Annotated in this window: 26 protein-coding genes, 3 tRNA genes and 1 pseudogene; 22 read left to right on the forward strand and 8 right to left on the reverse strand. The window is 48.6% G+C overall.

Annotated features, from left to right (window positions below):
• Nucleotides 1-8 precede the first annotated feature (8 nt).
• From tcyL to sdiA, 3 genes are all read left to right on the forward strand, one after another.
• Nucleotides 9-677 (forward strand): cystine ABC transporter permease, encoded by a 669-nt coding sequence (gene tcyL / locus FTE26_RS13205; RefSeq protein ID WP_001158220.1) that lies wholly within the window; start codon nt 9-11, stop codon nt 675-677.
• Nucleotides 674-1,426, forward strand: a complete 753-nt coding sequence (tcyN, locus tag FTE26_RS13210; protein WP_001272994.1) for an L-cystine ABC transporter ATP-binding protein TcyN — start codon at nt 674-676, stop codon at nt 1,424-1,426. Before tcyL ends, tcyN begins: the two co-directional genes overlap by 4 nt.
• A 229-nt stretch (nt 1,427-1,655) precedes the next feature.
• Entirely contained in the window at nt 1,656-2,378 is a 723-nt protein-coding gene (gene sdiA / locus FTE26_RS13215; RefSeq protein WP_001154279.1) for a transcriptional regulator SdiA, read from the forward strand.
• A 66-nt stretch (nt 2,379-2,444) separates the two neighbouring features.
• Here the strand turns inward: sdiA and yecF are convergent, their stop codons facing one another.
• The 3 genes and pseudogenes from yecF to FTE26_RS20110 all read right to left on the reverse strand — a co-directional run.
• Nucleotides 2,445-2,669: a DUF2594 family protein YecF gene (yecF, locus tag FTE26_RS13220; protein WP_000106474.1), complete on the reverse strand. Its 225-nt coding sequence runs from the start codon at nt 2,667-2,669 to the stop codon at nt 2,445-2,447.
• Complete coding sequence (yecU, locus tag FTE26_RS13225) at nt 2,656-2,832, reverse strand: protein YecU (RefSeq protein WP_000590347.1); 177 nt, start codon at nt 2,830-2,832, stop codon at nt 2,656-2,658. The genes yecF and yecU overlap by 14 nt, the downstream gene beginning before the upstream one ends.
• An 82-nt stretch (nt 2,833-2,914) precedes the next feature.
• Nucleotides 2,915-2,986, reverse strand: a pseudogene (locus FTE26_RS20110) (transcriptional regulator); the annotation flags it as partial.
• Between the two features lie 141 nt (nt 2,987-3,127).
• Between FTE26_RS20110 and uvrY the strand changes: the two are divergent.
• The 7 genes from uvrY (at nt 3,128) to yecA (ending at nt 7,532) form a co-directional block, all read left to right on the forward strand.
• A complete protein-coding gene (gene uvrY / locus FTE26_RS13230) occupies nt 3,128-3,784 on the forward strand; it encodes a UvrY/SirA/GacA family response regulator transcription factor (protein WP_000611335.1) in 657 nt (218 codons plus the stop codon).
• Nucleotides 3,781-5,613 (forward strand): excinuclease ABC subunit UvrC, encoded by a 1,833-nt coding sequence (gene uvrC, locus FTE26_RS13235; protein ID WP_001283421.1) that lies wholly within the window; start codon nt 3,781-3,783, stop codon nt 5,611-5,613. Before uvrY ends, uvrC begins: the two co-directional genes overlap by 4 nt.
• A gap of 56 nt (nt 5,614-5,669) precedes the next feature.
• Nucleotides 5,670-6,218, forward strand: coding sequence for a CDP-diacylglycerol--glycerol-3-phosphate 3-phosphatidyltransferase (gene pgsA / locus FTE26_RS13240; protein ID WP_001160188.1), 549 nt, complete (start codon nt 5,670-5,672; stop codon nt 6,216-6,218).
• 151 nt (nt 6,219-6,369) lie between these two features.
• A tRNA-Gly gene (locus FTE26_RS13245) sits at nt 6,370-6,445 on the forward strand.
• A 53-nt stretch (nt 6,446-6,498) separates the two neighbouring features.
• Nucleotides 6,499-6,572 (forward strand) — tRNA-Cys (locus tag FTE26_RS13250).
• Between the two features lie 12 nt (nt 6,573-6,584).
• Nucleotides 6,585-6,671, forward strand: a tRNA-Leu gene (locus FTE26_RS13255).
• 195 nt (nt 6,672-6,866) lie between these two features.
• A complete protein-coding gene (yecA, locus tag FTE26_RS13260) occupies nt 6,867-7,532 on the forward strand; it encodes a UPF0149 family protein YecA (protein ID WP_000847902.1) in 666 nt (221 codons plus the stop codon).
• 61 nt (nt 7,533-7,593) lie between these two features.
• On the opposite strand, the gene tyrP is transcribed toward yecA, so the two are convergent.
• Nucleotides 7,594-8,805 (reverse strand): tyrosine transporter TyrP, encoded by a 1,212-nt coding sequence (gene tyrP / locus FTE26_RS13265; protein ID WP_000797573.1) that lies wholly within the window; start codon nt 8,803-8,805, stop codon nt 7,594-7,596.
• Nucleotides 8,806-8,995: 190 nt separating this feature from the next.
• Here tyrP and FTE26_RS13270 point away from each other — a divergent pair, with 190 nt between their 5' ends.
• Complete coding sequence (locus tag FTE26_RS13270; RefSeq protein ID WP_000377225.1) at nt 8,996-9,235, forward strand: YecH family metal-binding protein; 240 nt, start codon at nt 8,996-8,998, stop codon at nt 9,233-9,235.
• 37 nt (nt 9,236-9,272) lie between these two features.
• Here FTE26_RS13270 and ftnA read toward each other — a convergent pair whose 3' ends face one another.
• Both ftnA and FTE26_RS13280 read right to left on the reverse strand, forming a co-directional pair.
• Entirely contained in the window at nt 9,273-9,770 is a 498-nt protein-coding gene (gene ftnA, locus FTE26_RS13275) for a non-heme ferritin (protein WP_001348483.1), read from the reverse strand.
• Between the two features lie 170 nt (nt 9,771-9,940).
• A complete protein-coding gene (locus FTE26_RS13280) occupies nt 9,941-10,264 on the reverse strand; it encodes a YecR-like lipofamily protein (RefSeq protein ID WP_001237869.1) in 324 nt (107 codons plus the stop codon).
• Between the two features lie 262 nt (nt 10,265-10,526).
• On the opposite strand from FTE26_RS13280, the gene azuC reads away from it, so the two are divergent.
• Complete coding sequence (gene azuC / locus FTE26_RS13285) at nt 10,527-10,613, forward strand: stress response protein AzuC (protein ID WP_010723106.1); 87 nt, start codon at nt 10,527-10,529, stop codon at nt 10,611-10,613.
• A gap of 114 nt (nt 10,614-10,727) precedes the next feature.
• Complete coding sequence (gene yecJ, locus FTE26_RS13290) at nt 10,728-10,979, forward strand: DUF2766 family protein YecJ (RefSeq protein ID WP_000082127.1); 252 nt, start codon at nt 10,728-10,730, stop codon at nt 10,977-10,979.
• Nucleotides 10,980-11,057: 78 nt separating this feature from the next.
• Here yecJ and FTE26_RS13295 read toward each other — a convergent pair whose 3' ends face one another.
• The gene (locus FTE26_RS13295; RefSeq protein WP_000179469.1) at nt 11,058-11,561 is read right to left on the reverse strand and encodes a non-heme ferritin-like protein; all 504 of its coding nucleotides are present in this window, start codon (nt 11,559-11,561) and stop codon (nt 11,058-11,060) included.
• Nucleotides 11,562-12,357: 796 nt separating this feature from the next.
• Between FTE26_RS13295 and araF the strand changes: the two genes are divergently transcribed.
• The 5 genes from araF to otsA all read left to right on the forward strand — a co-directional run bounded on the left by araF (nt 12,358) and on the right by otsA (nt 18,298).
• The gene (gene araF, locus FTE26_RS13300; protein WP_000548675.1) at nt 12,358-13,347 is read left to right on the forward strand and encodes an arabinose ABC transporter substrate-binding protein AraF; all 990 of its coding nucleotides are present in this window, start codon (nt 12,358-12,360) and stop codon (nt 13,345-13,347) included.
• A 69-nt stretch (nt 13,348-13,416) separates the two neighbouring features.
• On the forward strand, nt 13,417-14,931 hold the full coding sequence (araG, locus tag FTE26_RS13305; protein WP_001187810.1) for an arabinose ABC transporter ATP-binding protein AraG: 1,515 nt from the start codon (nt 13,417-13,419) through the stop codon (nt 14,929-14,931).
• A gap of 14 nt (nt 14,932-14,945) precedes the next feature.
• Nucleotides 14,946-15,932 carry an arabinose ABC transporter permease AraH gene (gene araH, locus FTE26_RS13310; RefSeq protein WP_000100203.1) on the forward strand — a complete coding sequence of 329 codons (987 nt, stop codon included), beginning with the start codon at nt 14,946-14,948 and terminating at the stop codon, nt 15,930-15,932.
• Nucleotides 15,933-16,098: 166 nt separating this feature from the next.
• The gene (gene otsB / locus FTE26_RS13315) at nt 16,099-16,899 is read left to right on the forward strand and encodes a trehalose-phosphatase (RefSeq protein WP_001295645.1); all 801 of its coding nucleotides are present in this window, start codon (nt 16,099-16,101) and stop codon (nt 16,897-16,899) included.
• The gene (gene otsA, locus FTE26_RS13320; RefSeq protein ID WP_001295646.1) at nt 16,874-18,298 is read left to right on the forward strand and encodes an alpha,alpha-trehalose-phosphate synthase; all 1,425 of its coding nucleotides are present in this window, start codon (nt 16,874-16,876) and stop codon (nt 18,296-18,298) included. Before otsB ends, otsA begins: the two co-directional genes overlap by 26 nt.
• A gap of 6 nt (nt 18,299-18,304) precedes the next feature.
• Here the strand turns inward: otsA and uspC are convergent, their stop codons facing one another.
• Nucleotides 18,305-18,733 (reverse strand): universal stress protein UspC, encoded by a 429-nt coding sequence (uspC, locus tag FTE26_RS13325; protein WP_000122426.1) that lies wholly within the window; start codon nt 18,731-18,733, stop codon nt 18,305-18,307.
• A 779-nt stretch (nt 18,734-19,512) separates the two neighbouring features.
• Between uspC and flhD the strand changes: the two genes are divergently transcribed.
• From flhD to motB, 4 genes are all read left to right on the forward strand, one after another.
• The gene (gene flhD / locus FTE26_RS13330; RefSeq protein WP_001295647.1) at nt 19,513-19,863 is read left to right on the forward strand and encodes a flagellar transcriptional regulator FlhD; all 351 of its coding nucleotides are present in this window, start codon (nt 19,513-19,515) and stop codon (nt 19,861-19,863) included.
• 2 nt (nt 19,864-19,865) lie between these two features.
• A complete protein-coding gene (gene flhC / locus FTE26_RS13335) occupies nt 19,866-20,444 on the forward strand; it encodes a flagellar transcriptional regulator FlhC (RefSeq protein ID WP_001291603.1) in 579 nt (192 codons plus the stop codon).
• 126 nt (nt 20,445-20,570) lie between these two features.
• Nucleotides 20,571-21,458: a flagellar motor stator protein MotA gene (gene motA / locus FTE26_RS13340; RefSeq protein WP_000906336.1), complete on the forward strand. Its 888-nt coding sequence runs from the start codon at nt 20,571-20,573 to the stop codon at nt 21,456-21,458.
• Complete coding sequence (gene motB / locus FTE26_RS13345; RefSeq protein WP_000795630.1) at nt 21,455-22,381, forward strand: flagellar motor protein MotB; 927 nt, start codon at nt 21,455-21,457, stop codon at nt 22,379-22,381. Before motA ends, motB begins: the two co-directional genes overlap by 4 nt.
• Nucleotides 22,382-22,383: the final 2 nt, after the last annotated feature.

A 22,383-nucleotide genomic window follows, 5' to 3' on the forward strand; every position in this document is an offset into this window, starting at 1 on the left:
GAACGCTCATGCAAGAAAGTATACAACTGGTTATTGATTCCTTGCCGTTCCTGTTGAAAGGGGCTGGGTATACCCTGCAACTCAGTATCGGCGGCATGTTTTTTGGCTTACTACTCGGGTTTATTCTCGCGCTGATGCGCCTGTCGCCAATCTGGCCCGTGCGCTGGCTGGCGCGTTTTTATATCTCTATTTTTCGTGGTACACCGCTCATCGCACAACTGTTTATGATCTATTACGGCCTGCCGCAGTTTGGTATCGAATTAGATCCCATTCCGTCAGCAATGATTGGTCTGTCGCTCAACACTGCCGCCTATGCTGCCGAAACGCTTCGCGCCGCCATTTCTTCTATTGATAAAGGTCAGTGGGAAGCTGCAGCCAGTATTGGTATGACGCCATGGCAGACCATGCGTCGCGCGATTTTGCCACAGGCGGCGCGGGTGGCGTTGCCGCCGCTGTCGAACAGCTTTATCAGTCTGGTAAAAGATACGTCGCTTGCCGCGACAATCCAGGTGCCGGAGCTGTTCCGTCAGGCGCAGTTGATTACCTCGCGCACGCTGGAGGTGTTCACCATGTACCTGGCGGCTTCGCTCATCTACTGGATCATGGCGACAGTATTATCGACGTTGCAGAACCATTTTGAGAATCAACTTAATCGCCAGGAGAGAGAACCAAAATGAGTGCCATTGAAGTTAAGAACCTGGTGAAAAAATTTCACGGTCAGACGGTGCTGCACGGTATCGACCTCGAGGTAAAGCCTGGCGAAGTGGTGGCAATTATCGGTCCGAGTGGTTCCGGCAAAACCACGTTGCTACGCAGCATAAATCTGCTGGAACAACCGGAAGCGGGAACGATCACCGTTGGCGATATCACTATTGATACTGCACGTTCATTAAGTCAGCAAAAATCGCTGATTCGCCAGTTGCGTCAGCACGTCGGGTTTGTCTTCCAGAACTTTAATTTGTTTCCGCATCGTACGGTGCTGGAAAACATTATTGAAGGGCCGGTGATCGTCAAAGGCGAACCGAAAGAAGAGGCCACGGCGCGCGCTCGCGAGCTGCTGGCGAAAGTTGGGCTGGCCGGTAAAGAAACCAGCTATCCACGTCGTTTGTCTGGCGGTCAACAGCAGCGTGTTGCGATTGCGCGTGCGCTGGCTATGCGTCCTGAGGTGATTTTGTTTGACGAGCCAACGTCGGCGCTGGATCCAGAGCTGGTGGGCGAAGTCCTGAACACCATTCGTCAGCTGGCGCAGGAAAAGCGCACGATGGTGATTGTGACGCACGAAATGAGCTTTGCCCGGGATGTTGCGGACCGGGCGATTTTTATGGACCAGGGGCGGATAGTCGAGCAGGGGGCAGCAAAAGCGTTATTTGCCGATCCCCAGCAGCCTCGCACCCGCCAGTTCCTCGAGAAGTTTCTGCTGCAATAATAAGAAAAAATCAGCCCCGACGATTCACCTGTCGGGGCGGGACGCCATTTCAAGCGTGATAAAACTGCTTAACAAATCAGCATAACTCATTAATAACATAAGAGAATGCGATGGCTTGCAAAAGTAATTCATTGCCTGAATAATATAAATTATATATAAATCTTATTTATGTGATAGTTTGAATTATCATTATAAATGATACTCACTCTCAGGGGCGTTGCGGTTTACTATGCAGGATACGGATTTTTTCAGCTGGCGTCGCACGATGCTGTTGCGTTTTCAGAGGATGGAGGCCGCAGAAGAGGTCTACCATGAAATAGAGCTTCAGGCTCAGCAGCTGGAGTACGATTACTATTCGTTATGTGTTCGCCACCCGGTACCATTCACGCGACCTAAAGTGGCTTTCTACACCAATTACCCTGAGTCGTGGGTTAGTTATTATCAGGCAAAAAATTTTCTCGCAATTGATCCGGTGCTGAACCCTGAAAACTTTAGTCAGGGCCATTTAATGTGGAATGATGACTTATTCAGCGAAGCACAGCCGTTATGGGAAGCCGCGCGCGCACATGGTTTACGCCGCGGTGTCACTCAGTATTTAATGCTGCCAAATCGGGCGTTGGGCTTTTTGTCCTTTTCCCGTTGCAGCGCTCGCGAAATACCCATTCTTAGTGATGAACTGCAATTAAAAATGCAGTTACTGGTGCGCGAAAGTCTGATGGCTCTGATGCGTTTAAATGATGAAATAGTGATGACGCCAGAGATGAATTTCAGCAAGCGCGAAAAAGAAATTCTGAAATGGACGGCGGAAGGGAAGACATCAGCAGAGATAGCGATGATTTTGTCAATCTCTGAGAATACGGTCAATTTCCATCAGAAAAACATGCAGAAAAAAATCAATGCACCAAATAAGACCCAGGTGGCCTGTTACGCGGCCGCTACTGGCTTAATTTGATCGCTTTTCTTTCTGCGTGCCAGATGCAAAAACCGGCTGAAAGGCACGCTCTCAGCCGGTTTTATATTACTGACGGTAGGCTTGTTTAATTTGCTTAACCGTTTTGGAAAATACTGCAGCCTGGGTTTCGTCTTCGATCAGCGCAAGCTGTTTTTCCATCTTTAACATCACGCGGCCCGCGTCAGCTTGTCCCATCGCCTGCAGCATCAGCGTCAGCATCGCTTTCAGGCAGGAGACTTCATTTGCCAGTTCTTGATTATTCTCGGCAGTAGAAAAATCAGGCGTACTCATTTATTTTCCTCGTCATGTTGCAATGAAAATTTGCGGTGAAAAATGTTAAGGCGGCGGAGTATACCATAAGCTTTGCTAAAAATAGCAGTGGTTGTTTTTTGAGCGTGATATCGGCAGTGCTATAAAATACGTTAATATAATGACCAATAAATATTTTTATCATGAATGTTTTTTGCCCGTATTGTTCGGGTTAATTAATGTTACATATTCAGCGGGCTGATTTTCATTTTTGCTGAATAAAGTCAATTTTTGTCACATTTCATCGTAGGGCTTACTGTGAAACGATCCGGTAAGCCGTTGGTGACGGGCGTGACCATAACTGTGGACAATCGAATTGACAAAAACGAGAGAAAAATCGAATACCCACCATTTTTAACGTTTCAAAGTTGCAATAAAAACCGCTAATATACGAATGACTAACTATCAGTAGCGTTATCCCTATTTCTGGAGATATTCCTTTGATCAACGTTCTACTTGTTGATGACCACGAACTGGTGCGCGCAGGGATACGACGCATTCTGGAAGATATAAAGGGTATAAAAGTCGTCGGTGAGGCATCGTGCGGTGAAGACGCCGTTAAGTGGTGCCGGACAAATGCCGTTGACGTGGTGCTAATGGACATGAGTATGCCGGGCATTGGCGGTCTTGAGGCGACGCGTAAAATCGCGCGTTCCACAGCTGATGTCAAAATCATCATGCTTACCGTCCATACAGAAAACCCTTTACCAGCGAAAGTCATGCAGGCCGGTGCTGCGGGCTACCTCAGCAAAGGCGCGGCTCCGCAGGAAGTCGTGAGTGCGATTCGTTCTGTCTATTCAGGGCAGCGTTACATTGCTTCTGACATCGCTCAACAAATGGCGTTAAGCCAGATCGAACCAGAAAAAACAGAAAGCCCATTTGCCAGTTTGTCTGAACGTGAATTGCAGATTATGCTGATGATCACCAAGGGCCAGAAGGTCAATGAGATCTCAGAACAGCTCAATCTCAGTCCGAAAACGGTGAACAGCTACCGCTATCGTATGTTCAGTAAACTAAACATTCATGGCGATGTTGAGCTGACTCACCTGGCAATTCGCCATGGTCTGTGTAATGCGGAGACATTATCAAGTCAGTGAGTGATCAGTTTGACGCAAAAGCGTTTTTAAAAACCGTAACCAGCCAGCCAGGCGTTTATCGCATGTACGATGCTGGTGGTACGGTTATCTATGTCGGCAAAGCGAAAGACCTGAAAAAACGGCTTTCCAGCTATTTCCGTAGCAACCTCGCTTCGCGCAAAACCGAAGCGCTGGTCGCCCAGATCCAGCAAATTGATGTAACGGTTACTCACACAGAAACCGAAGCGCTGTTGCTGGAACACAACTACATCAAACTCTATCAGCCGCGTTACAACGTTTTGCTACGCGATGATAAATCATATCCTTTTATCTTCCTGAGTGGTGATACCCACCCGCGTCTGGCGATGCATCGTGGTGCGAAGCATGCCAAAGGTGAATATTTCGGCCCGTTCCCGAATGGCTATGCCGTACGTGAAACACTGGCGCTACTGCAAAAGATTTTCCCCATTCGCCAGTGCGAAAATAGTGTTTATCGCAATCGCTCGCGTCCGTGTCTGCAATACCAGATAGGGCGCTGTCTGGGACCGTGCGTTGAAGGACTGGTGAGTGAAGAAGAATACGCTCAGCAGGTCGAGTATGTGCGCCTGTTTTTGTCTGGTAAAGATGATCAGGTGCTTACGCAACTCATTAGTCGTATGGAAACTGCCAGCCAGAATCTGGAGTTTGAAGAAGCTGCACGTATTCGCGACCAAATTCAGGCGGTGCGACGCGTCACCGAAAAACAATTCGTTTCCAATACCGGCGACGACCTCGACGTTATTGGTGTGGCGTTCGATGCGGGCATGGCTTGTGTCCACGTATTGTTCATTCGTCAGGGCAAAGTGCTCGGCAGCCGCAGCTATTTCCCGAAAGTGCCTGGCGGTACGGAACTGAGCGAGGTGGTAGAAACCTTCGTAGGCCAGTTCTATTTACAAGGCAGCCAGATGCGCACCTTACCGGGTGAGATCCTGCTCGATTTTAATCTTAGCGATAAAACGCTGCTCGCCGATTCCCTTTCAGAACTGGCGGGACGCAAGATTAATGTTCAAACCAAACCTCGCGGCGATAGGGCGCGTTATCTGAAACTCGCGCGCACCAATGCGGCGACGGCCTTAACCAGCAAACTTTCGCAGCAATCTACCGTTCACCAGCGACTGACCGCGCTTGCCAGCGTGTTGAAATTGCCGGAAGTGAAGCGGATGGAGTGCTTTGACATCAGCCATACCATGGGTGAACAAACCGTCGCTTCCTGTGTGGTGTTTGATGCTAACGGCCCGCTGCGTGCGGAGTATCGGCGCTATAACATTACTGGCATCACGCCGGGCGATGATTATGCGGCGATGAATCAGGTGCTGCGTCGGCGTTATGGTAAAGCCATCGACGACAGTAAGATCCCGGATGTGATACTTATCGACGGCGGCAAAGGCCAGCTTGCGCAGGCGAAAAATGTCTTCGCCGAACTGGATGTCTCATGGGATAAAAATCATCCGCTGCTACTTGGCGTTGCCAAAGGAGCAGATCGTAAGGCTGGGCTGGAAACGCTGTTCTTTGAGCCGGAAGGTGAGGGATTCAGTTTGCCGCCAGATTCTCCCGCGCTGCATGTTATCCAGCATATTCGCGATGAATCACATGATCACGCGATTGGCGGGCACCGTAAAAAACGGGCGAAGGTCAAAAATACCAGTTCCCTGGAAACCATTGAAGGCGTCGGGCCAAAACGCCGGCAAATGTTGTTGAAATATATGGGCGGTTTGCAAGGTTTACGTAACGCCAGCGTCGAGGAAATTGCAAAAGTGCCGGGTATTTCGCAAGGTCTGGCAGAAAAGATCTTCTGGTCGTTGAAACATTGATGTCTCTGTAGCAACATAGGGGTAATCTTACTGACAACAGATAGTTACCCGTCATTATGCAATTTAATATCCCTACGTTGCTTACACTGTTCCGTGTCATCCTTATCCCATTCTTTGTATTGGTCTTTTATCTGCCTGTCACCTGGTCGCCGTTTGCCGCCGCGCTCATTTTCTGCGTCGCGGCGGTGACTGACTGGTTCGATGGTTTTCTGGCACGCCGCTGGAACCAGAGTACCCGGTTTGGTGCTTTCCTTGACCCTGTCGCAGATAAAGTTCTCGTGGCTATCGCCATGGTGCTGGTAACCGAGCATTATCACAGCTGGTGGGTGACCTTACCGGCGGCAACGATGATCGCCCGTGAAATTATTATTTCTGCGCTACGCGAATGGATGGCGGAGTTGGGTAAACGCAGTAGCGTGGCTGTCTCCTGGATTGGGAAAGTGAAAACCACTGCCCAGATGGTGGCGTTGGCCTGGCTGCTGTGGCGTCCGAACATTTGGGTTGAGTACGCCGGTATTGCACTTTTCTTTGTGGCTGCGGTACTGACTCTGTGGTCAATGTTGCAATATTTGAGCGCTGCGCGTGCAGATTTGCTTGAACAGTGATCGTTTCGGCGTAATTTTCAGCAAACAATCAAAAGTGGTGAAAAATATCGTTGACTCATCGCGCCAGGTAAGTAGAATGCAACGCATCGAACGGCGGCACTGATTGCCAGACGATAATAAAATCAAGTGATTAACTGATTGCTTGATGAATGCGGGAATAGCTCAGTTGGTAGAGCACGACCTTGCCAAGGTCGGGGTCGCGAGTTCGAGTCTCGTTTCCCGCTCCAGTTTAAAAGACATCGGCGTCAGCGGATGTCTGGCTGAAAGGCCTGAAGAATTTGGCGCGTTAACAAAGCGGTTATGTAGCGGATTGCAAATCCGTCTAGTCCGGTTCGACTCCGGAACGCGCCTCCACTTTCTTCCCGAGCCCGGATGGTGGAATCGGTAGACACAAGGGATTTAAAATCCCTCGGCGTTCGCGCTGTGCGGGTTCAAGTCCCGCTCCGGGTACCATGGGAAAGATAAGAATAAAATCAAAGCAATAAGCAGTGTCGTGAAACCACCTTCGGGTGGTTTTTTTGTGCCTGCAACTTGTCGTTACACCCTCCTTAATTTTTAATCACCAGCAAAGCCACTCAAAAAGTATCTCTGATACGGACCGGCATGTAAGATAGGTGCTGGCGAGTTGAGATCCACAAGGAAAAGCGTATGAAAACGGGACCGTTAAACGAAAGTGAGTTGGAATGGCTGGACGATATTCTGACCAAATACAACACTGACCACGCCATCCTTGATGTGGCGGAGCTGGACGGTTTATTGACGGCGGTGTTGAGTTCTCCGCAAGAGATTGAACCGGAACAGTGGCTGGTTGCCGTGTGGGGTGGGGCTGACTATGTGCCGCGCTGGGCGTCAGAGAAAGAGATGACGCGCTTTATGAATCTGGCTTTTCAACATATGGCCGATACCGCAGAGCGTCTGAACGAATTCCCGGAGCAGTTTGAGCCGTTATTCGGCTTGCGAGAAGTTGATGGCAGCGAGCTGACGATTGTTGAGGAGTGGTGCTTTGGCTATATGCGGGGCGTGGCACTTTCTGACTGGTCAACGTTGCCCGATTCGTTAAAACCAGCGCTGGAGGCGATTGCGCTGCACGGTACTGAGGAAAACTTCGAGCGGGTAGAGAAAATGTCGCCAGAAGCGTTTGAAGAGAGCGTAGATGCCATTCGACTGGCGGCGCTTGATCTACATGCGTACTGGATGGCGCATCCGCAGGAAAAAGCTGTTCAGCAACCGATCAAAGCAGAAGAGAAACCGGGGCGTAACGATCCTTGCCCGTGCGGTAGTGGTAAGAAATTTAAGCAGTGCTGCCTGCATTAAGAGGTCAAATTGGGTGTCAGCGTTAATTCTGGCACCCAATAAGGAATTTGAGGCTATCTGATCACCCCACTTCTGGTAACAACCCTGCCGCAATCAAAAATTGCACGCCAATCACAGCAATACCACAGAGAAACACCACCACCAGCGCCGGACGACCACCTTTGACCCGGTAACCCGCCTGAGGATTGTGCTTTCTGCTTTGCCAGGTCAACAGCGAAGGGATAATCAATGCCAGTACCGCCAGCGCCACACCGGCGTAACCCAGCGCCATCACAAATCCTCGTGGATAAAACAGTGCAAACGCCAACGGCGGCAGAAAGGTAATTGCACCAGTTTGCAACCGTCCACCAACGGTATTTGAACGCTGAAATAAATCAGCCAGATAATCAAATAAGCCTAACGCAACGCCGAGAAATGACGTGGCGAGGGCTAAATCAGCAAATAAATGCACTGCCAGCTCAACATGCGGAGAGGCCACCATTTCGCGTAATGCCTGTAACAGCCCGTTTAATCCGGCATGATTAGCCAGCAATCCCATAAAGGTTGTTGAATCAATGCTGCCAAGCGTTGCCACCTGCCAGAAAATATATGCCACCAGGGGGATCGCACTACCGGTTATAAACACCCAGCGTAGCTTACGAACGTTGCCATCCATATAGCTGACAATACTCGGCACGCTACCGTGAAAACCAAATGAGGTAAAAATCACCGGGATTGCTGACAGAGCCAGCCCCTGTTGTAACGGCAGGGTTAAAAGATTCACTTTGTGAATATGCGGTAGCAGCAATACCAGCATCACCACCAGAAAAATAATTTTGGCGCTGAACAGAAAACGGTTAAACAAATCGACCAGCGATGTCCCGACACAAACCACGCCACCGGCAACAAAAGTGAACAACAGCACGCCAGCGGTTGCCGACATTGAAATACCTGTCCAGTCGCTGATGCTGGAGGCCAACAATTCACCGGCACCGCTGATGTATGCCGCAGTCAGAGCATACATTAAGAACATCATACTGAAGCCCGTCAGCCACTGACCGTAGCGTCCCAGATAGCGTTTTGCCAGCGTGCCAAGACCGGTATCTGCCGGAACATGCTGGTACACCTCCAGCAGTAATAGCGCCGTGTAGCACATCAACGCCCAAAGCCCAATCAACAAGATTAACGTGACGCTAAAACCAACACCTGCCGCAGCCAGCGGCATTGCCAGCATGCCTGCGCCAATTGTGGTTCCCGCCACGATAAAAACACTTCCCAGGGTTCTGTTTTTCACGCTTTCTTCTGTCCTGACGATCTTTATGAGTGATATCTGCGGCGCAGGTTAAGGCATAACGGCTGCTTCGTCAAACCGACGTTACATATGGTGTAAATATAAATGTACAATAAAAAGCATTCAGTCCTGCGCTGGCGCAAAGTCTTCATAAGCGGCAATCGCTACGCTAGGCTTTTTTTGAGGAGGGACGATGGACTCTATTCACGGTCATGAAGTGTTAAATATGATGATTGAATCAGGCGAGCAATATACGCATGCCAGTCTGGAAGCTGCGATTAAAGCGCGTTTTGGTGAACAGGCACGTTTTCACACCTGCTCGGCAGAAGGGATGACAGCGGGAGAGCTGGTAGCGTTTCTGGCAGCAAAAGGCAAATTTATACCTTCGAAAGACGGTTTTTCGACCGATCAGAGTAAGATTTGCCGTCACTGATTTGAAACGGCGGCAGTAAACCTGCCGCCGGAGAGCATTAGTTTTGTGTGTCGAGGGTAGAGAGTTCTTTGTCGATAAAATACAGACCTTCGCCGCTTTTGCCTGCCAGGCTTAATTTATCAATAATCGATTTGAACAGTTTCTCTTCTTCATGCTGCTCAGAAACATACCATTGCAGGAAATTAAATGTTGGGTAGTCCTGATTGGTCATTGCAGCATGAGCCAGTTCGTTAATTTTCAGGGTGATTAATTGTTCGTGTTTATAGGTTTCCTGGAATAATTCATCAAGTGAGGAATATTCAGCAAACGGAGATTCAACGGTATTAATACGCGGTAAATTGCCGGTATCAGTCAGGTAATCAAACAGACGCTGCATATGCGTCATCTCTTCCTGGGCGTGACGGCGCAGGAACGCGGCAGCACCTTCGAAGGTATGATAGCTGCACCAGGCGCTCATTTGCTGATAAAGCAGTGAAGAGTACAGTTCCAGGTTCATCTGCTCATTAAGTTTTTCAATCATTTCTGGTTTCAGCATGATAGTGCTCCACAAAGGTTATATTTGTTGCTGTGGCGTCACTATAATTTGTTATTTTATTATTTGCAAAAGGTAAAATATAAACTTCAATTATTAAAAATACGAATGGGAATAAAACGCATTACCGCTATTTCTTTAATCAGCGAAGATCCCCTCGCTGATTAAAATATTTAGAGAAAGACAGGGAAGGCGGAATGATGGCACTGATATGACAAAGTGAATTCCGTATTCAAACATAAGGAACCCGCAAAAAGGCTACAGTTGCCTACTGGCTGACCAAAGGGGACCGCGTGGGTATAGCCTTCCTGCTGGCATGCGCGATCGGCGATCCCGCGACTGACATAACGATCGGTATGGGCATGCTGCAAAAAAGCCTGGTCATAAACTAACCGTACAATACCTGTTGCCGCGTCAACTTCGCTCACATGGGCTTGGCGAGTAACCGTACACCCCGCCAGCGTTATTAATGAAAGAGTCAGAATCAGAAGTCTCATGGTCCAGCCAGAAGAGTAAGAGAAAGCACTATTTTACGCGTTACAGTGCTGCGACAATGGCCGGAAAAGACGCCTGGCAGGCGCTATTTCTTGCCATCTGTAGGTGTCAGAAATAGGGGGGCTGTTTTTTGATTATCATTTTTATAACATTAAAGGGGTATTTATGTGATTTGTATCACATAAAGATTGATTTTTGTGATGATTGTCATATTATAAGCGCAAAGACAATAACACCTGTATAACAAATGGTCGGAGTGCCGCGATGAAACTGCGCAAAATCCTGAAAAGTATGTTCAATAACTATTGCAAGACGTTCAAAGACGTACCGCCAGGCAATATGTTCCGATAACAAAAAACCTGCTCCGGCAGGTTTTTTTGTGTCCTGATGACGGTGGATGTGACTATCGCTGAAGATGTGAAGCCGCTACTATAACGGCTTTCAAAATGCTATCAGGAGTTTACGATGTCCCAGCCGCTGAATGCCGATCAGGAACTGGTTTCTGATGTGGTTGCTTGCCAGTTGGTTATCAAACAAATTCTGGATGTTCTCGATGTAATCGCGCCCGTTGAAGTTCGTGAAAAAATGTCCAGTCAGCTGAAGAATATCGACTTTACTAACCATCCCGCCGCCGCAGACCCGGTCACCATGCGGGCAATCCAAAAAGCCATCGCGCTTATTGAACTCAAGTTTACCCCACAGGGTGAATCCCATTAAAAAAACCGCTGCTTCAAACAGATGAGGCAGCGGTTTCTCAAAACCTTCATCGGCGCAATGCATTAGCGCCGATGATGATCAATGCAGCTGGTGTGACACGACATTCAGAACATGTTGGTCGGTCTGCACAGGGCACATACCCGCAAGTTTCGCACTGCGCACTTCATCAAGAATGGTTTGCAGCAACAGACCATCATGCTGCTGTTCTTTTTCCAGATCGCGCAGGAAATTGACGGTTGAATCATCATTCAGTTCTTTCGCTTCATCGGCTAACTGTGCCAACGTACTAGAACGTTGCTCGTATTCTTCCATCGTTTTTTGGAACAGTTCTTCCAGAGAGTTCAGTTTTTCACCGGGAACATCAATGGCTTTAACGATGGGGGTAGCGCCGACACTCTTCATAAAGTTAAACATGCGCATCATTTGGGTCACATTACTCTGTGCCTGGGCGCGAAGGAAAGTGGCGGTGCCGTTCAGACTCTGTTCAGAACACCAGTTACTCAGGTGAAGGTAGAGATTGGATGCGTAAAACTCGCGGTTCATTTGAGAGTTGAGTTTGAGAAGCATTCCAGCGGTTGCCATACCTAATATCCTTATATCCAGAAGTGGAGAGGTGCAAGATAAATCAAAACACCATAATTACTGTTTGCAGAATAATTCCTTTCTGCCGGTCCGAAATGTGATCGTGGAGTCAATTCTGACGATGATCTGAAATAAGAATAACGTCTGAACGGGTATAAGAAAATGCTTAAATCATCAAGTTTATATATTTTTACATTTCATTGATGAAATCAATGTAACTGCAATGAATTTTAATGATAGTGCTTTTTGTATCTTATTGATATTAATCAATGAATTTGAATTCATGATGAAGTGATGATTTTATAAAACGTTTTTTCATTTTTGCGAGATGGCTCTCATTATACGTGTTCTGTTAATTAATGAGCACAGTGATAATTAATGGTGAAATGAATGACGTGCATTTTCCACATCTTTGAGTTGCGGTTATTACACCATTTCAAAAACTCAACGCCAGGTAATGCGGCCTATTGACTGGTTAAAAAGAAGACATCCCGCATGGGTACCAAAGACAACAAGGATTTCCAGGCTAATCTTATGGATTAATCTGCTGTGCATTCGACAATTTGTCTGACAAATTGGCTTTCCCTTATGTCTTTTCCCGCTAAATTTATGCACGTTCTCACTGTAATTCTGCGATGTGATATTGCTCTCCTATGGAGAATTAATTTCTCGCTAAAACTATGTCAACACAGTCACTTATCTTTTAGTTAAAAGGTAATGCTTTGTTTTCCGATTAATTTAACGAATGTCATTCGTTTTTGCCCTACACAAAACGACACTAAAGCTGGAGAGAACCATGCACAAATTTACTAAAGCCCTGGCAGCCATTGGTCTGGCAGCCGTTATGTCACAATCCGCTATGGCGGAGAACCTGAAGCTCGGTTTCCTGGTGAAGCAACCGGAAGAGCCGTGGTTCCAGACCGAATGGAAGTTTGCCGATAAAGCCGGGAAGGATTTAGGGTTTGAGGTTATTAAGATTGCCGTGCCGGATGGCGAAAAAACATTGAACGCGATCGACAGCCTGGCTGCCAGTGGCGCAAAAGGTTTCGTTATTTGTACTCCGGACCCCAAACTCGGCTCTGCCATCGTCGCGAAAGCGCGTGGCTACGATATGAAAGTCATTGCCGTGGATGACCAGTTTGTTAACGCCAAAGGTAAGCCAATGGATACCGTTCCGCTGGTGATGATGGCGGCGACTAAAATTGGCGAACGTCAGGGTCAGGAACTGTATAAAGAGATGCAGAAACGTGGCTGGGATGTCAAAGAAAGCGCGGTGATGGCGATTACCGCCAACGAACTGGATACGGCACGTCGCCGTACAACGGGTTCTATGGATGCGCTGAAAGCGGCCGGATTCCCGGAAAAACAAATTTATCAGGTACCTACCAAATCTAACGACATCCCGGGGGCATTTGACGCTGCCAACTCAATGCTGGTTCAACATCCGGAAGTTAAACATTGGCTGATCGTCGGTATGAACGACAGCACCGTGCTGGGCGGCGTACGCGCGACGGAAGGTCAGGGCTTTAAAGCTGCCGATATCATCGGCATTGGCATTAACGGTGTGGATGCGGTGAGCGAACTGTCTAAAGCACAGGCAACCGGCTTCTACGGTTCCCTGCTGCCAAGCCCGGACGTACATGGCTATAAATCCAGCGAAATGCTTTACAACTGGGTAGCAAAAGACGTTGAACCGCCAAAATTTACCGAAGTTACCGACGTGGTGCTGATCACGCGTGACAACTTTAAAGAAGAACTGGAGAAAAAAGGTTTAGGCGGTAAGTAATTTGCCGGAAAAATTCCCCTCTGCATGATGCAGAGGGGGTGTGAACGACCAGTGATTCACGGAGACGTTATGCAACAGTCTACCCCGTATCTCTCATTTCGCGGCATCGGTAAAACGTTTCCCGGCGTTAAGGCGCTGACGGATATTAGTTTTGACTGCTATGCCGGTCAGGTTCATGCGTTGATGGGTGAAAATGGCGCAGGAAAATCAACTCTCTTAAAAATCCTCAGCGGCAACTATGCGCCAACCACGGGTTCTGTAGTGATTAATGGGCAGGAAATGTCCTTTTCCGACACGACCGCAGCACTTAATGCGGGTGTGGCGATTATTTACCAGGAACTGCATCTCGTGCCGGAAATGACCGTCGCGGAAAACATCTATCTCGGCCAGCTGCCGCATAAAGGCGGCATTGTGAATCGCTCATTGCTGAATTATGAGGCGGGTTTACAACTTAAACATCTTGGTATGGATATTGACCCGGACACGCCGCTGAAATATCTCTCCATTGGTCAGTGGCAGATGGTTGAAATCGCCAAGGCGCTGGCGCGTAACGCTAAAATTATCGCCTTTGATGAGCCAACCAGCTCCCTTTCTGCCCGCGAAATCGACAATCTTTTCCGCGTTATTCGTGAACTGCGAAAAGAGGGGCGGGTGATCTTATACGTTTCTCACCGTATGGAAGAAATATTTGCCCTCAGCGATGCCATCACTGTCTTTAAAGATGGACGTTATGTCAAAACCTTTACCGATATGCAGCAGGTTGACCACGACGCGCTGGTGCAGGCGATGGTCGGGCGCGACATTGGCGATATCTACGGCTGGCAACCTCGTAGTTATGGCGAGGAGCGCCTGCGTCTTGATGCTGTGAAAGCACCAGGCGTGCGTACTCCAATAAGTCTGGCGGTTCGCAGTGGTGAAATTGTTGGGCTGTTTGGTCTGGTAGGAGCGGGGCGTAGCGAATTAATGAAAGGCTTGTTTGGCGGGACGCAAATCACCGCCGGTCAGGTTTATATCGACCAACAGCCGATCGATATTCGTAAACCGAGCCACGCCATTGCCGCAGGCATGATGCTCTGCCCGGAAGATCGCAAAGCGGAAGGCATTATTCCCGTGCACTCCGTTCGCGACAATATCAACATCAGTGCCAGACGTAAACATGTGCTCGGCGGTTGTGTAATCAACAACGGTTGGGAAGAAAACAATGCCGATCACCACATTCGTTCGCTCAACATCAAAACGCCGGGCGCTGAGCAACTGATCATGAATCTCTCAGGCGGAAATCAGCAAAAAGCCATTCTGGGCCGCTGGTTATCGGAAGAGATGAAGGTCATTTTGCTGGATGAACCTACGCGCGGCATTGATGTTGGTGCTAAGCATGAAATTTACAACGTGATTTATGCGCTGGCGGCGCAGGGTGTGGCGGTGCTGTTTGCCTCCAGCGACTTACCTGAAGTCCTCGGCGTTGCCGACCGGATTGTGGTGATGCGGGAAGGTGAAATCGCCGGTGAATTGTTACACGAGCAGGCAGATGAGCGTCAGGCACTGAGCCTTGCGATGCCTAAAGTCAGCCAGGCAGTTGCCTGAGTAAGGAGAGTATGATGTCTTCTGTTTCTACATCGGGGTCTGGCGCACCTAAGTCGTCATTCAGCTTCGGGCGTATCTGGGATCAGTACGGCATGCTGGTGGTGTTTGCGGTGCTCTTTATCGCCTGTGCCATTTTTGTCCCAAATTTTGCCACCTTCATTAATATGAAAGGGTTGGGCCTGGCAATTTCCATGTCGGGGATGGTGGCGTGTGGCATGTTGTTCTGCCTTGCTTCCGGTGACTTTGACCTTTCTGTCGCCTCCGTAATTGCCTGTGCGGGTGTCACCACGGCGGTGGTTATCAACCTGACTGAAAGCCTGTGGATTGGCGTGGCAGCGGGGTTGCTGCTTGGCATTCTCTGTGGCCTGGTCAATGGCTTTGTTATCGCCAAACTGAAAATAAATGCTCTGATCACAACACTGGCAACGATGCAGATTGTTCGAGGTCTGGCGTACATCATTTCAGACGGTAAAGCGGTCGGTATCGAAGATGAAAGCTTCTTTGCCCTTGGTTACGCTAACTGGTTCGGTCTGCCTGCGCCAATCTGGCTCACCGTCGCGTGTCTGATTATCTTTGGTTTGTTGCTGAATAAAACCACCTTTGGTCGTAACACCCTGGCGATTGGCGGGAACGAAGAGGCTGCGCGTCTGGCGGGTGTACCGGTTGTTCGCACCAAAATTATTATCTTTGTTCTCTCTGGCCTGGTATCTGCGATAGCCGGAATTATTCTGGCTTCACGTATGACTAGTGGGCAGCCAATGACGTCGATTGGTTATGAGCTTATTGTTATCTCCGCCTGCGTTTTAGGTGGCGTTTCTCTGAAAGGTGGCATCGGAAAAATCTCATATGTGGTGGCGGGTATCTTAATTTTAGGCACCGTGGAAAACGCCATGAACCTGCTTAATATTTCTCCTTTCGCGCAGTACGTGGTTCGCGGCTTAATCCTGCTGGCAGCGGTGATCTTCGACCGTTACAAGCAAAAAGCGAAACGCACTGTCTGATGCTTTTTTCCACAACAATTTAACGTTTTTTCCCACCACAGCCAGCCGCCACAACGGTTGGCTGTTCTTCATTGCAAATGGCGACCCCCGTCACACTGTCTATACTTACATGTCTGTAAAGCGCGTTCTGCGCAAAACAATAAGAAAAGAGAAGGAGGAGAGCCGGGTGACAGAACCGTTAACCGAAACCCCTGAACTATCCGCGAAATATGCCTGGTTTTTTGATCTTGATGGAACGCTGGCGGAAATCAAACCGCATCCCGATCAGGTCGTCGTGCCTGACAATATTCTGCAAGGACTACAGCTACTGGCAACCGCAAGTGATGGTGCATTGGCATTGATATCAGGGCGCTCAATGGTGGAGCTTGACGCACTGGCAAAACCTTATCGCTTCCCGTTAGCGGGCGTGCATGGGGCGGAGCGCCGTGACATCAATGGTAAAACACATATCGTTCATCTGCCGGATGCGATTGCGCGTGATATTAGCGTGCAACTGCATACAGTCATCGCTCAGTATCCCGGCGCGGAGCTGGAGGCGAAAGGGATGGCTTTTGCGCTGCATTATCGTCAGGCTCCGCAGCATGAAGACGCATTAATGACATTAGCGCAACGTATTACTCAGATCTGGCCACAAATGGCGTTACAGCAGGGAAAGTGTGTTGTCGAGATCAAACCGAGAGGTACCAGTAAAGGTGAGGCAATTGCAGCTTTTATGCAGGAAGCTCCCTTTATCGGGCGAACGCCCGTATTTCTGGGCGATGATTTAACCGATGAATCTGGCTTCGCAGTCGTTAACCGACTGGGCGGAATGTCAGTAAAAATTGGCACAGGTGCAACTCAGGCATCATGGCGACTGGCGGGTGTGCCGGATGTCTGGAGCTGGCTTGAAATGATAACCACCGCATTACAACAAAAAAGAGAAAATAACAGGAGTGATGACTATGAGTCGTTTAGTCGTAGTATCTAACCGGATTGCACCACCAGACGAGCACGCCGCCAGTGCCGGTGGCCTTGCCGTTGGCATACTGGGGGCACTGAAAGCCGCAGGCGGACTGTGGTTTGGCTGGAGTGGTGAAACAGGGAATGAGGATCAGCCGCTAAAAAAGGTGAAAAAAGGTAACATTACGTGGGCCTCTTTTAACCTCAGCGAACAGGACCTTGACGAATACTACAACCAATTCTCCAATGCCGTTCTCTGGCCCGCTTTTCATTATCGGCTCGATCTGGTGCAATTTCAGCGTCCTGCCTGGGACGGCTATCTACGCGTAAATGCGTTGCTGGCAGATAAATTACTGCCGCTGTTGCAAGACGATGACATTATCTGGATCCACGATTATCACCTGTTGCCATTTGCGCATGAATTACGCAAACGGGGAGTGAATAATCGCATTGGTTTCTTTCTGCATATTCCTTTCCCGACACCGGAAATCTTCAACGCGCTGCCGACATATGACACCTTGCTTGAACAGCTTTGTGATTATGATTTGCTGGGTTTCCAGACAGAAAACGATCGTCTGGCGTTCCTGGATTGTCTTTCTAACCTGACCCGCGTCACGACACGTAGCGCAAAAAGCCATACAGCCTGGGGCAAAGCATTTCGAACAGAAGTCTACCCGATCGGCATTGAACCGAAAGAAATAGCCAAACAGGCTGCCGGGCCACTGCCGCCAAAACTGGCGCAACTTAAAGCGGAACTGAAAAACGTACAAAATATCTTTTCTGTCGAACGGCTGGATTATTCCAAAGGTTTGCCAGAGCGTTTTCTCGCCTATGAAGCGTTGCTGGAAAAATATCCGCAGCATCATGGTAAAATTCGTTATACCCAGATTGCACCAACGTCGCGTGGTGATGTGCAAGCCTATCAGGATATTCGTCATCAGCTCGAAAATGAAGCTGGACGAATTAATGGTAAATACGGGCAATTAGGCTGGACGCCGCTTTATTATTTGAATCAGCATTTTGACCGTAAATTACTGATGAAAATATTCCGCTACTCTGACGTGGGCTTAGTGACGCCACTGCGTGACGGGATGAACCTGGTAGCAAAAGAGTATGTTGCTGCTCAGGACCCAGCCAACCCGGGCGTTCTTGTTCTTTCGCAATTTGCGGGAGCGGCAAACGAGTTAACGTCGGCGTTAATTGTTAACCCCTACGATCGTGACGAAGTTGCAGCTGCGCTGGATCGTGCATTGACTATGTCGCTGGCGGAACGTATTTCCCGTCATGCAGAAATGCTGGACGTTATCGTGAAAAACGATATTAACCACTGGCAGGAGTGCTTCATTAGCGACCTAAAGCAGATAGTTCCGCGAAGCGCGGAAAGCCAGCAGCGCGATAAAGTTGCTACCTTTCCAAAGCTTGCGTAGGAGCGGTTAATCACCCGTAAGTGGAACTAACAGCACATCGACCTCACTTGAGGCAATCACTCTTTTCGCCGAGCAGGATGCTCGCGAAAAGAAACTGTGATTGTGATTACCGCAAATCACCAAATCGAAATGATGTTTGTGACATACTTCCAGAATATGTTCGCTTAACTCACCGTAGGCAATAAACGTCTTGTCAACGGGATACCCCGCATCCTGAATTAACTTATCAAGAAAGCTTTGCGTTTCTTCTTGCATCACGCTGCGTAAATCTTCAAGCATCGGCGCGGCTAATTGATTGTACATTTCCGGGTCGGAAGCGAGAGTAATTAAACTGATGTGTCCCTTTACTGGCCTGGCGATAGATACCGCTTTTGCCAGCAGTTGCTGACTTTCCGGTGTAACCGCAACAGCGACAAGAATATTGCTATAGCTCATAACCTGTTCCTTATTCTGTGAACTTCAGGTGACATTAAAGCTTTACTCCTAATGGAGAAACGACGCAATCCCAACTCGGTCAAACAGGTAAATATTAGTCTGATTATTAGTAAAGACAATTAATCAATCACTCCCGGTGATCATATAATTTCAAATGTAATTATAAGAAAATAGTGTACTGATTCTCCGCATTAAACAAGTGGTTAATATATGTAAAACATTTCATTAACATTAAGTTGATTGTTGCCTTTCTTTGTATTTAATTAGTTTGTTGTGCGGTAAGTGTCTGTTTAAAAATAGCTTATCTGGTATTGCATGAAAGTGATTATTTATAGCAGATGATTATTTACGGTGAGTTATTTTAACTGTGCGCAACATCCCATTTCGATTATTCCTGTTTCATTTTTGCTTGCTAGCGTAGCGAAAAACTTTTTAACAGATTGAAATACACCCAAAACAAAAGTATGACTTATACATTTATGTTAAGTAATTGAGTGTTTTGTGTGATCTGCATCACACATTATTGAAAATCGCAGCCCCCCTCCGTTGTATGTGCGTGTAGTGACGAGTACAGTTGCGTCGATTTAGGAAAAATCTTAGATAAGTGTAAAGACCCATTTCTATTTGTAAGGACATATTAAACCAAAAAGGTGGTCCTGCTTATTGCAGCTTATCGCAACTATTCTAATGCTAATTATTTTTTACCGGGGCTTCCCGGCGACATCACGGGGTGCGGTGAAACCGCATAAAAATAAAGTTGGTTATTCTGGGTGGGAATAATGCATACCTCCGAGTTGCTGAAACACATTTATGACATCAACTTGTCATATTTACTACTTGCACAGCGTTTGATTGTTCAGGACAAAGCGTCCGCTATGTTTCGTCTCGGCATAAATGAAGAAATGGCGACAACGTTAGCGGCACTGACTCTTCCGCAAATGGTTAAGCTGGCAGAAACCAATCAACTGGTTTGTCACTTCCGTTTTGACAGCCACCAGACGATTACTCAGTTGACGCAAGATTCCCGCGTTGACGATCTCCAGCAAATTCATACCGGCATCATGCTCTCAACACGCTTGCTGAATGATGTTAATCAGCCTGAAGAAGCGCTGCGCAAGAAAAGGGCCTGATCATGAGTGAAAAAAGCATTGTTCAGGAAGCGCGGGATATTCAGCTGGCAATGGAATTGATCACCCTGGGCGCTCGTTTGCAGATGCTGGAAAGCGAAACACAGTTAAGTCGCGGACGCCTGATAAAACTTTATAAAGAACTGCGCGGAAGCCCACCGCCGAAAGGCATGCTGCCATTCTCAACCGACTGGTTTATGACCTGGGAACAAAACGTTCATGCTTCGATGTTCTGTAATGCATGGCAGTTTTTACTGAAAACCGGTTTGTGTAATGGCGTCGATGCGGTGATCAAAGCCTACCGTTTATACCTTGAACAGTGCCCACAAGCAGAAGAAGGACCACTGCTGGCATTAACCCGTGCCTGGACATTGGTGCGGTTTGTTGAAAGTGGATTACTGCAACTTTCCAGCTGCAACTGCTGCGGCGGCAATTTTATTACCCACGCTCACCAGCCTGTTGGCAGCTTTGCCTGCAGCTTATGTCAACCGCCATCCCGGGCAGTAAAAAGACGTAAACTTTCCCAGAATCCTGCCGATATTATCCCACAACTGCTGGATGAACAGAGAGTACAGGCTGTTTAACTGATACGGTGAGGCGCAACATTCCAGCAGCGGTAACGACGTACCGCTGCTTTTTTTTGCCCCAATCGCGCGTTAACGCCTGACGACTGAACATCCTGTCATGGTCAACAGTGGAAGGATGATGTCGTGCTTATCTTATTAGGTTACCTGGTTGTTCTCGGTACAGTTTTCGGCGGTTATTTGATGACCGGTGGAAGCCTTGGAGCACTCTATCAACCCGCTGAACTGGTGATTATTGCCGGTGCAGGGATTGGGTCGTTTATCGTCGGCAATAATGGCAAAGCGATTAAAGGCACGCTGAAGGCGCTGCCGTTGCTGTTTCGTCGCTCCAAATACACCAAAGCAATGTATATGGATCTGCTGGCTCTGCTTTATCGGTTGATGGCGAAATCGCGGCAGATGGGGATGTTTTCGCTGGAACGTGATATTGAAAATCCCCGTGAGAGCGAGATCTTCGCCAGCTACCCACGCATCCTCGCGGATAGCGTCATGCTTGATTTTATCGTCGATTATCTGCGTCTGATTATCAGCGGTCATATGAACACCTTCGAAATCGAAGCCCTGATGGATGAAGAGATTGAGACGCACGAAAGCGAGGCAGAAGTCCCGGCGAACAGTCTGGCGCTGGTCGGGGACTCACTTCCGGCGTTTGGTATTGTCGCGGCTGTAATGGGGGTCGTTCACGCGTTAGGTTCAGCCGATCGTCCTGCCGCCGAGCTGGGTGCGCTTATCGCACATGCGATGGTGGGGACTTTCCTCGGCATTTTATTGGCTTACGGATTTATTTCCCCATTAGCGAGTGTTTTACGTCAGAAAAGCGCCGAAACCAGCAAAATGATGCAGTGCGTCAAAGTCACTCTGCTTTCTAATCTGAACGGTTACGCACCGCCTATCGCCGTTGAGTTTGGTCGCAAAACGCTCTATTCCAGCGAACGTCCGTCGTTTATTGAACTGGAAGAGCATGTGCGTGCGGTGAAAAATCCGCAACAACAGACGACAACCGAGGAAGCATGAAGAATCAAGCGCATCCGATTATTGTCGTCAAACGACGCAAAGCCAAAAGCCACGGGGCAGCACATGGATCGTGGAAGATTGCTTATGCCGACTTTATGACTGCGATGATGGCCTTTTTTCTGGTGATGTGGCTGATCTCCATCTCCAGCCCAAAAGAGCTGATTCAGATTGCGGAGTACTTCCGGACTCCACTGGCGACTGCGGTTACGGGCGGCGATCGCATTTCTAATAGTGAAAGCCCAATTCCCGGCGGTGGTGATGATTACACCCAAAGCCAGGGGGAAGTGAATAAGCAGCCGAACATCGAAGAGCTGAAAAAACGCATGGAGCAAAGTCGATTGCGGAAATTGCGGGGTGATCTCGACCAGTTGATAGAGTCCGATCCGAAACTGCGGGCGTTACGTCCCCATCTCAAAATCGATCTGGTCCAGGAAGGTCTACGTATTCAGATCATCGATAGCCAGAATCGCCCGATGTTTAGAACCGGCAGTGCCGATGTCGAACCCTATATGCGCGACATTCTGCGTGCCATTGCGCCTGTACTGAACGGTATTCCCAACCGTATTAGCCTTTCAGGTCATACCGATGATTTCCCCTACGCCAGCGGTGAGAAAGGTTACAGCAACTGGGAGCTTTCTGCCGATCGGGCCAATGCATCCCGCCGCGAACTGATGGTCGGAGGGTTGGATAGCGGCAAAGTGTTACGTGTCGTCGGCATGGCGGCAACGATGCGCTTAAGCGATCGCGGACCTGATGATGCCGTCAACCGTCGCATCAGCCTGCTGGTACTGAACAAACAAGCCGAACAGGCCATTTTGCATGAAAACGCCGAAAGCCAGAATGAGCCAGTAAGCGCCCTGGAAAAACCTGAGGTTGCACCACAGGTCAGTGTTCCCACAATGCCATCAGCCGAACCGAGGTGACA

Source organism: Escherichia sp. S10b, from assembly GCF_028421345.1.
In the GTDB taxonomy this organism is placed as follows: Bacteria; Pseudomonadota; Gammaproteobacteria; order Enterobacterales; family Enterobacteriaceae; genus ECMA0423.

Coding starts and splice junctions, on each gene's coding strand:
- tcyL (WP_001158220.1), top strand. CDS start 9: ATGCAAGAAAGTATACAACTGGTTATTGATTCCTTGCCGTTCCTGTTG.
- tcyN (WP_001272994.1), top strand. CDS start 674: ATGAGTGCCATTGAAGTTAAGAACCTGGTGAAAAAATTTCACGGTCAG.
- sdiA (WP_001154279.1), top strand. CDS start 1,656: ATGCAGGATACGGATTTTTTCAGCTGGCGTCGCACGATGCTGTTGCGT.
- yecF (WP_000106474.1), bottom strand. CDS start 2,669: ATGAGTACGCCTGATTTTTCTACTGCCGAGAATAATCAAGAACTGGCA.
- yecU (WP_000590347.1), bottom strand. CDS start 2,832: ATGATAAAAATATTTATTGGTCATTATATTAACGTATTTTATAGCACT.
- pgsA (WP_001160188.1), top strand. CDS start 5,670: ATGCAATTTAATATCCCTACGTTGCTTACACTGTTCCGTGTCATCCTT.
- yecA (WP_000847902.1), top strand. CDS start 6,867: ATGAAAACGGGACCGTTAAACGAAAGTGAGTTGGAATGGCTGGACGAT.
- FTE26_RS13270 (WP_000377225.1), top strand. CDS start 8,996: ATGGACTCTATTCACGGTCATGAAGTGTTAAATATGATGATTGAATCA.
- ftnA (WP_001348483.1), bottom strand. CDS start 9,770: ATGCTGAAACCAGAAATGATTGAAAAACTTAATGAGCAGATGAACCTG.
- FTE26_RS13280 (WP_001237869.1), bottom strand. CDS start 10,264: ATGAGACTTCTGATTCTGACTCTTTCATTAATAACGCTGGCGGGGTGT.
- azuC (WP_010723106.1), top strand. CDS start 10,527: ATGAAACTGCGCAAAATCCTGAAAAGTATGTTCAATAACTATTGCAAG.
- yecJ (WP_000082127.1), top strand. CDS start 10,728: ATGTCCCAGCCGCTGAATGCCGATCAGGAACTGGTTTCTGATGTGGTT.
- FTE26_RS13295 (WP_000179469.1), bottom strand. CDS start 11,561: ATGGCAACCGCTGGAATGCTTCTCAAACTCAACTCTCAAATGAACCGC.
- araF (WP_000548675.1), top strand. CDS start 12,358: ATGCACAAATTTACTAAAGCCCTGGCAGCCATTGGTCTGGCAGCCGTT.
- araG (WP_001187810.1), top strand. CDS start 13,417: ATGCAACAGTCTACCCCGTATCTCTCATTTCGCGGCATCGGTAAAACG.
- araH (WP_000100203.1), top strand. CDS start 14,946: ATGTCTTCTGTTTCTACATCGGGGTCTGGCGCACCTAAGTCGTCATTC.
- otsA (WP_001295646.1), top strand. CDS start 16,874: ATGAGTCGTTTAGTCGTAGTATCTAACCGGATTGCACCACCAGACGAG.
- uspC (WP_000122426.1), bottom strand. CDS start 18,733: ATGAGCTATAGCAATATTCTTGTCGCTGTTGCGGTTACACCGGAAAGT.
- flhD (WP_001295647.1), top strand. CDS start 19,513: ATGCATACCTCCGAGTTGCTGAAACACATTTATGACATCAACTTGTCA.
- flhC (WP_001291603.1), top strand. CDS start 19,866: ATGAGTGAAAAAAGCATTGTTCAGGAAGCGCGGGATATTCAGCTGGCA.
- motB (WP_000795630.1), top strand. CDS start 21,455: ATGAAGAATCAAGCGCATCCGATTATTGTCGTCAAACGACGCAAAGCC.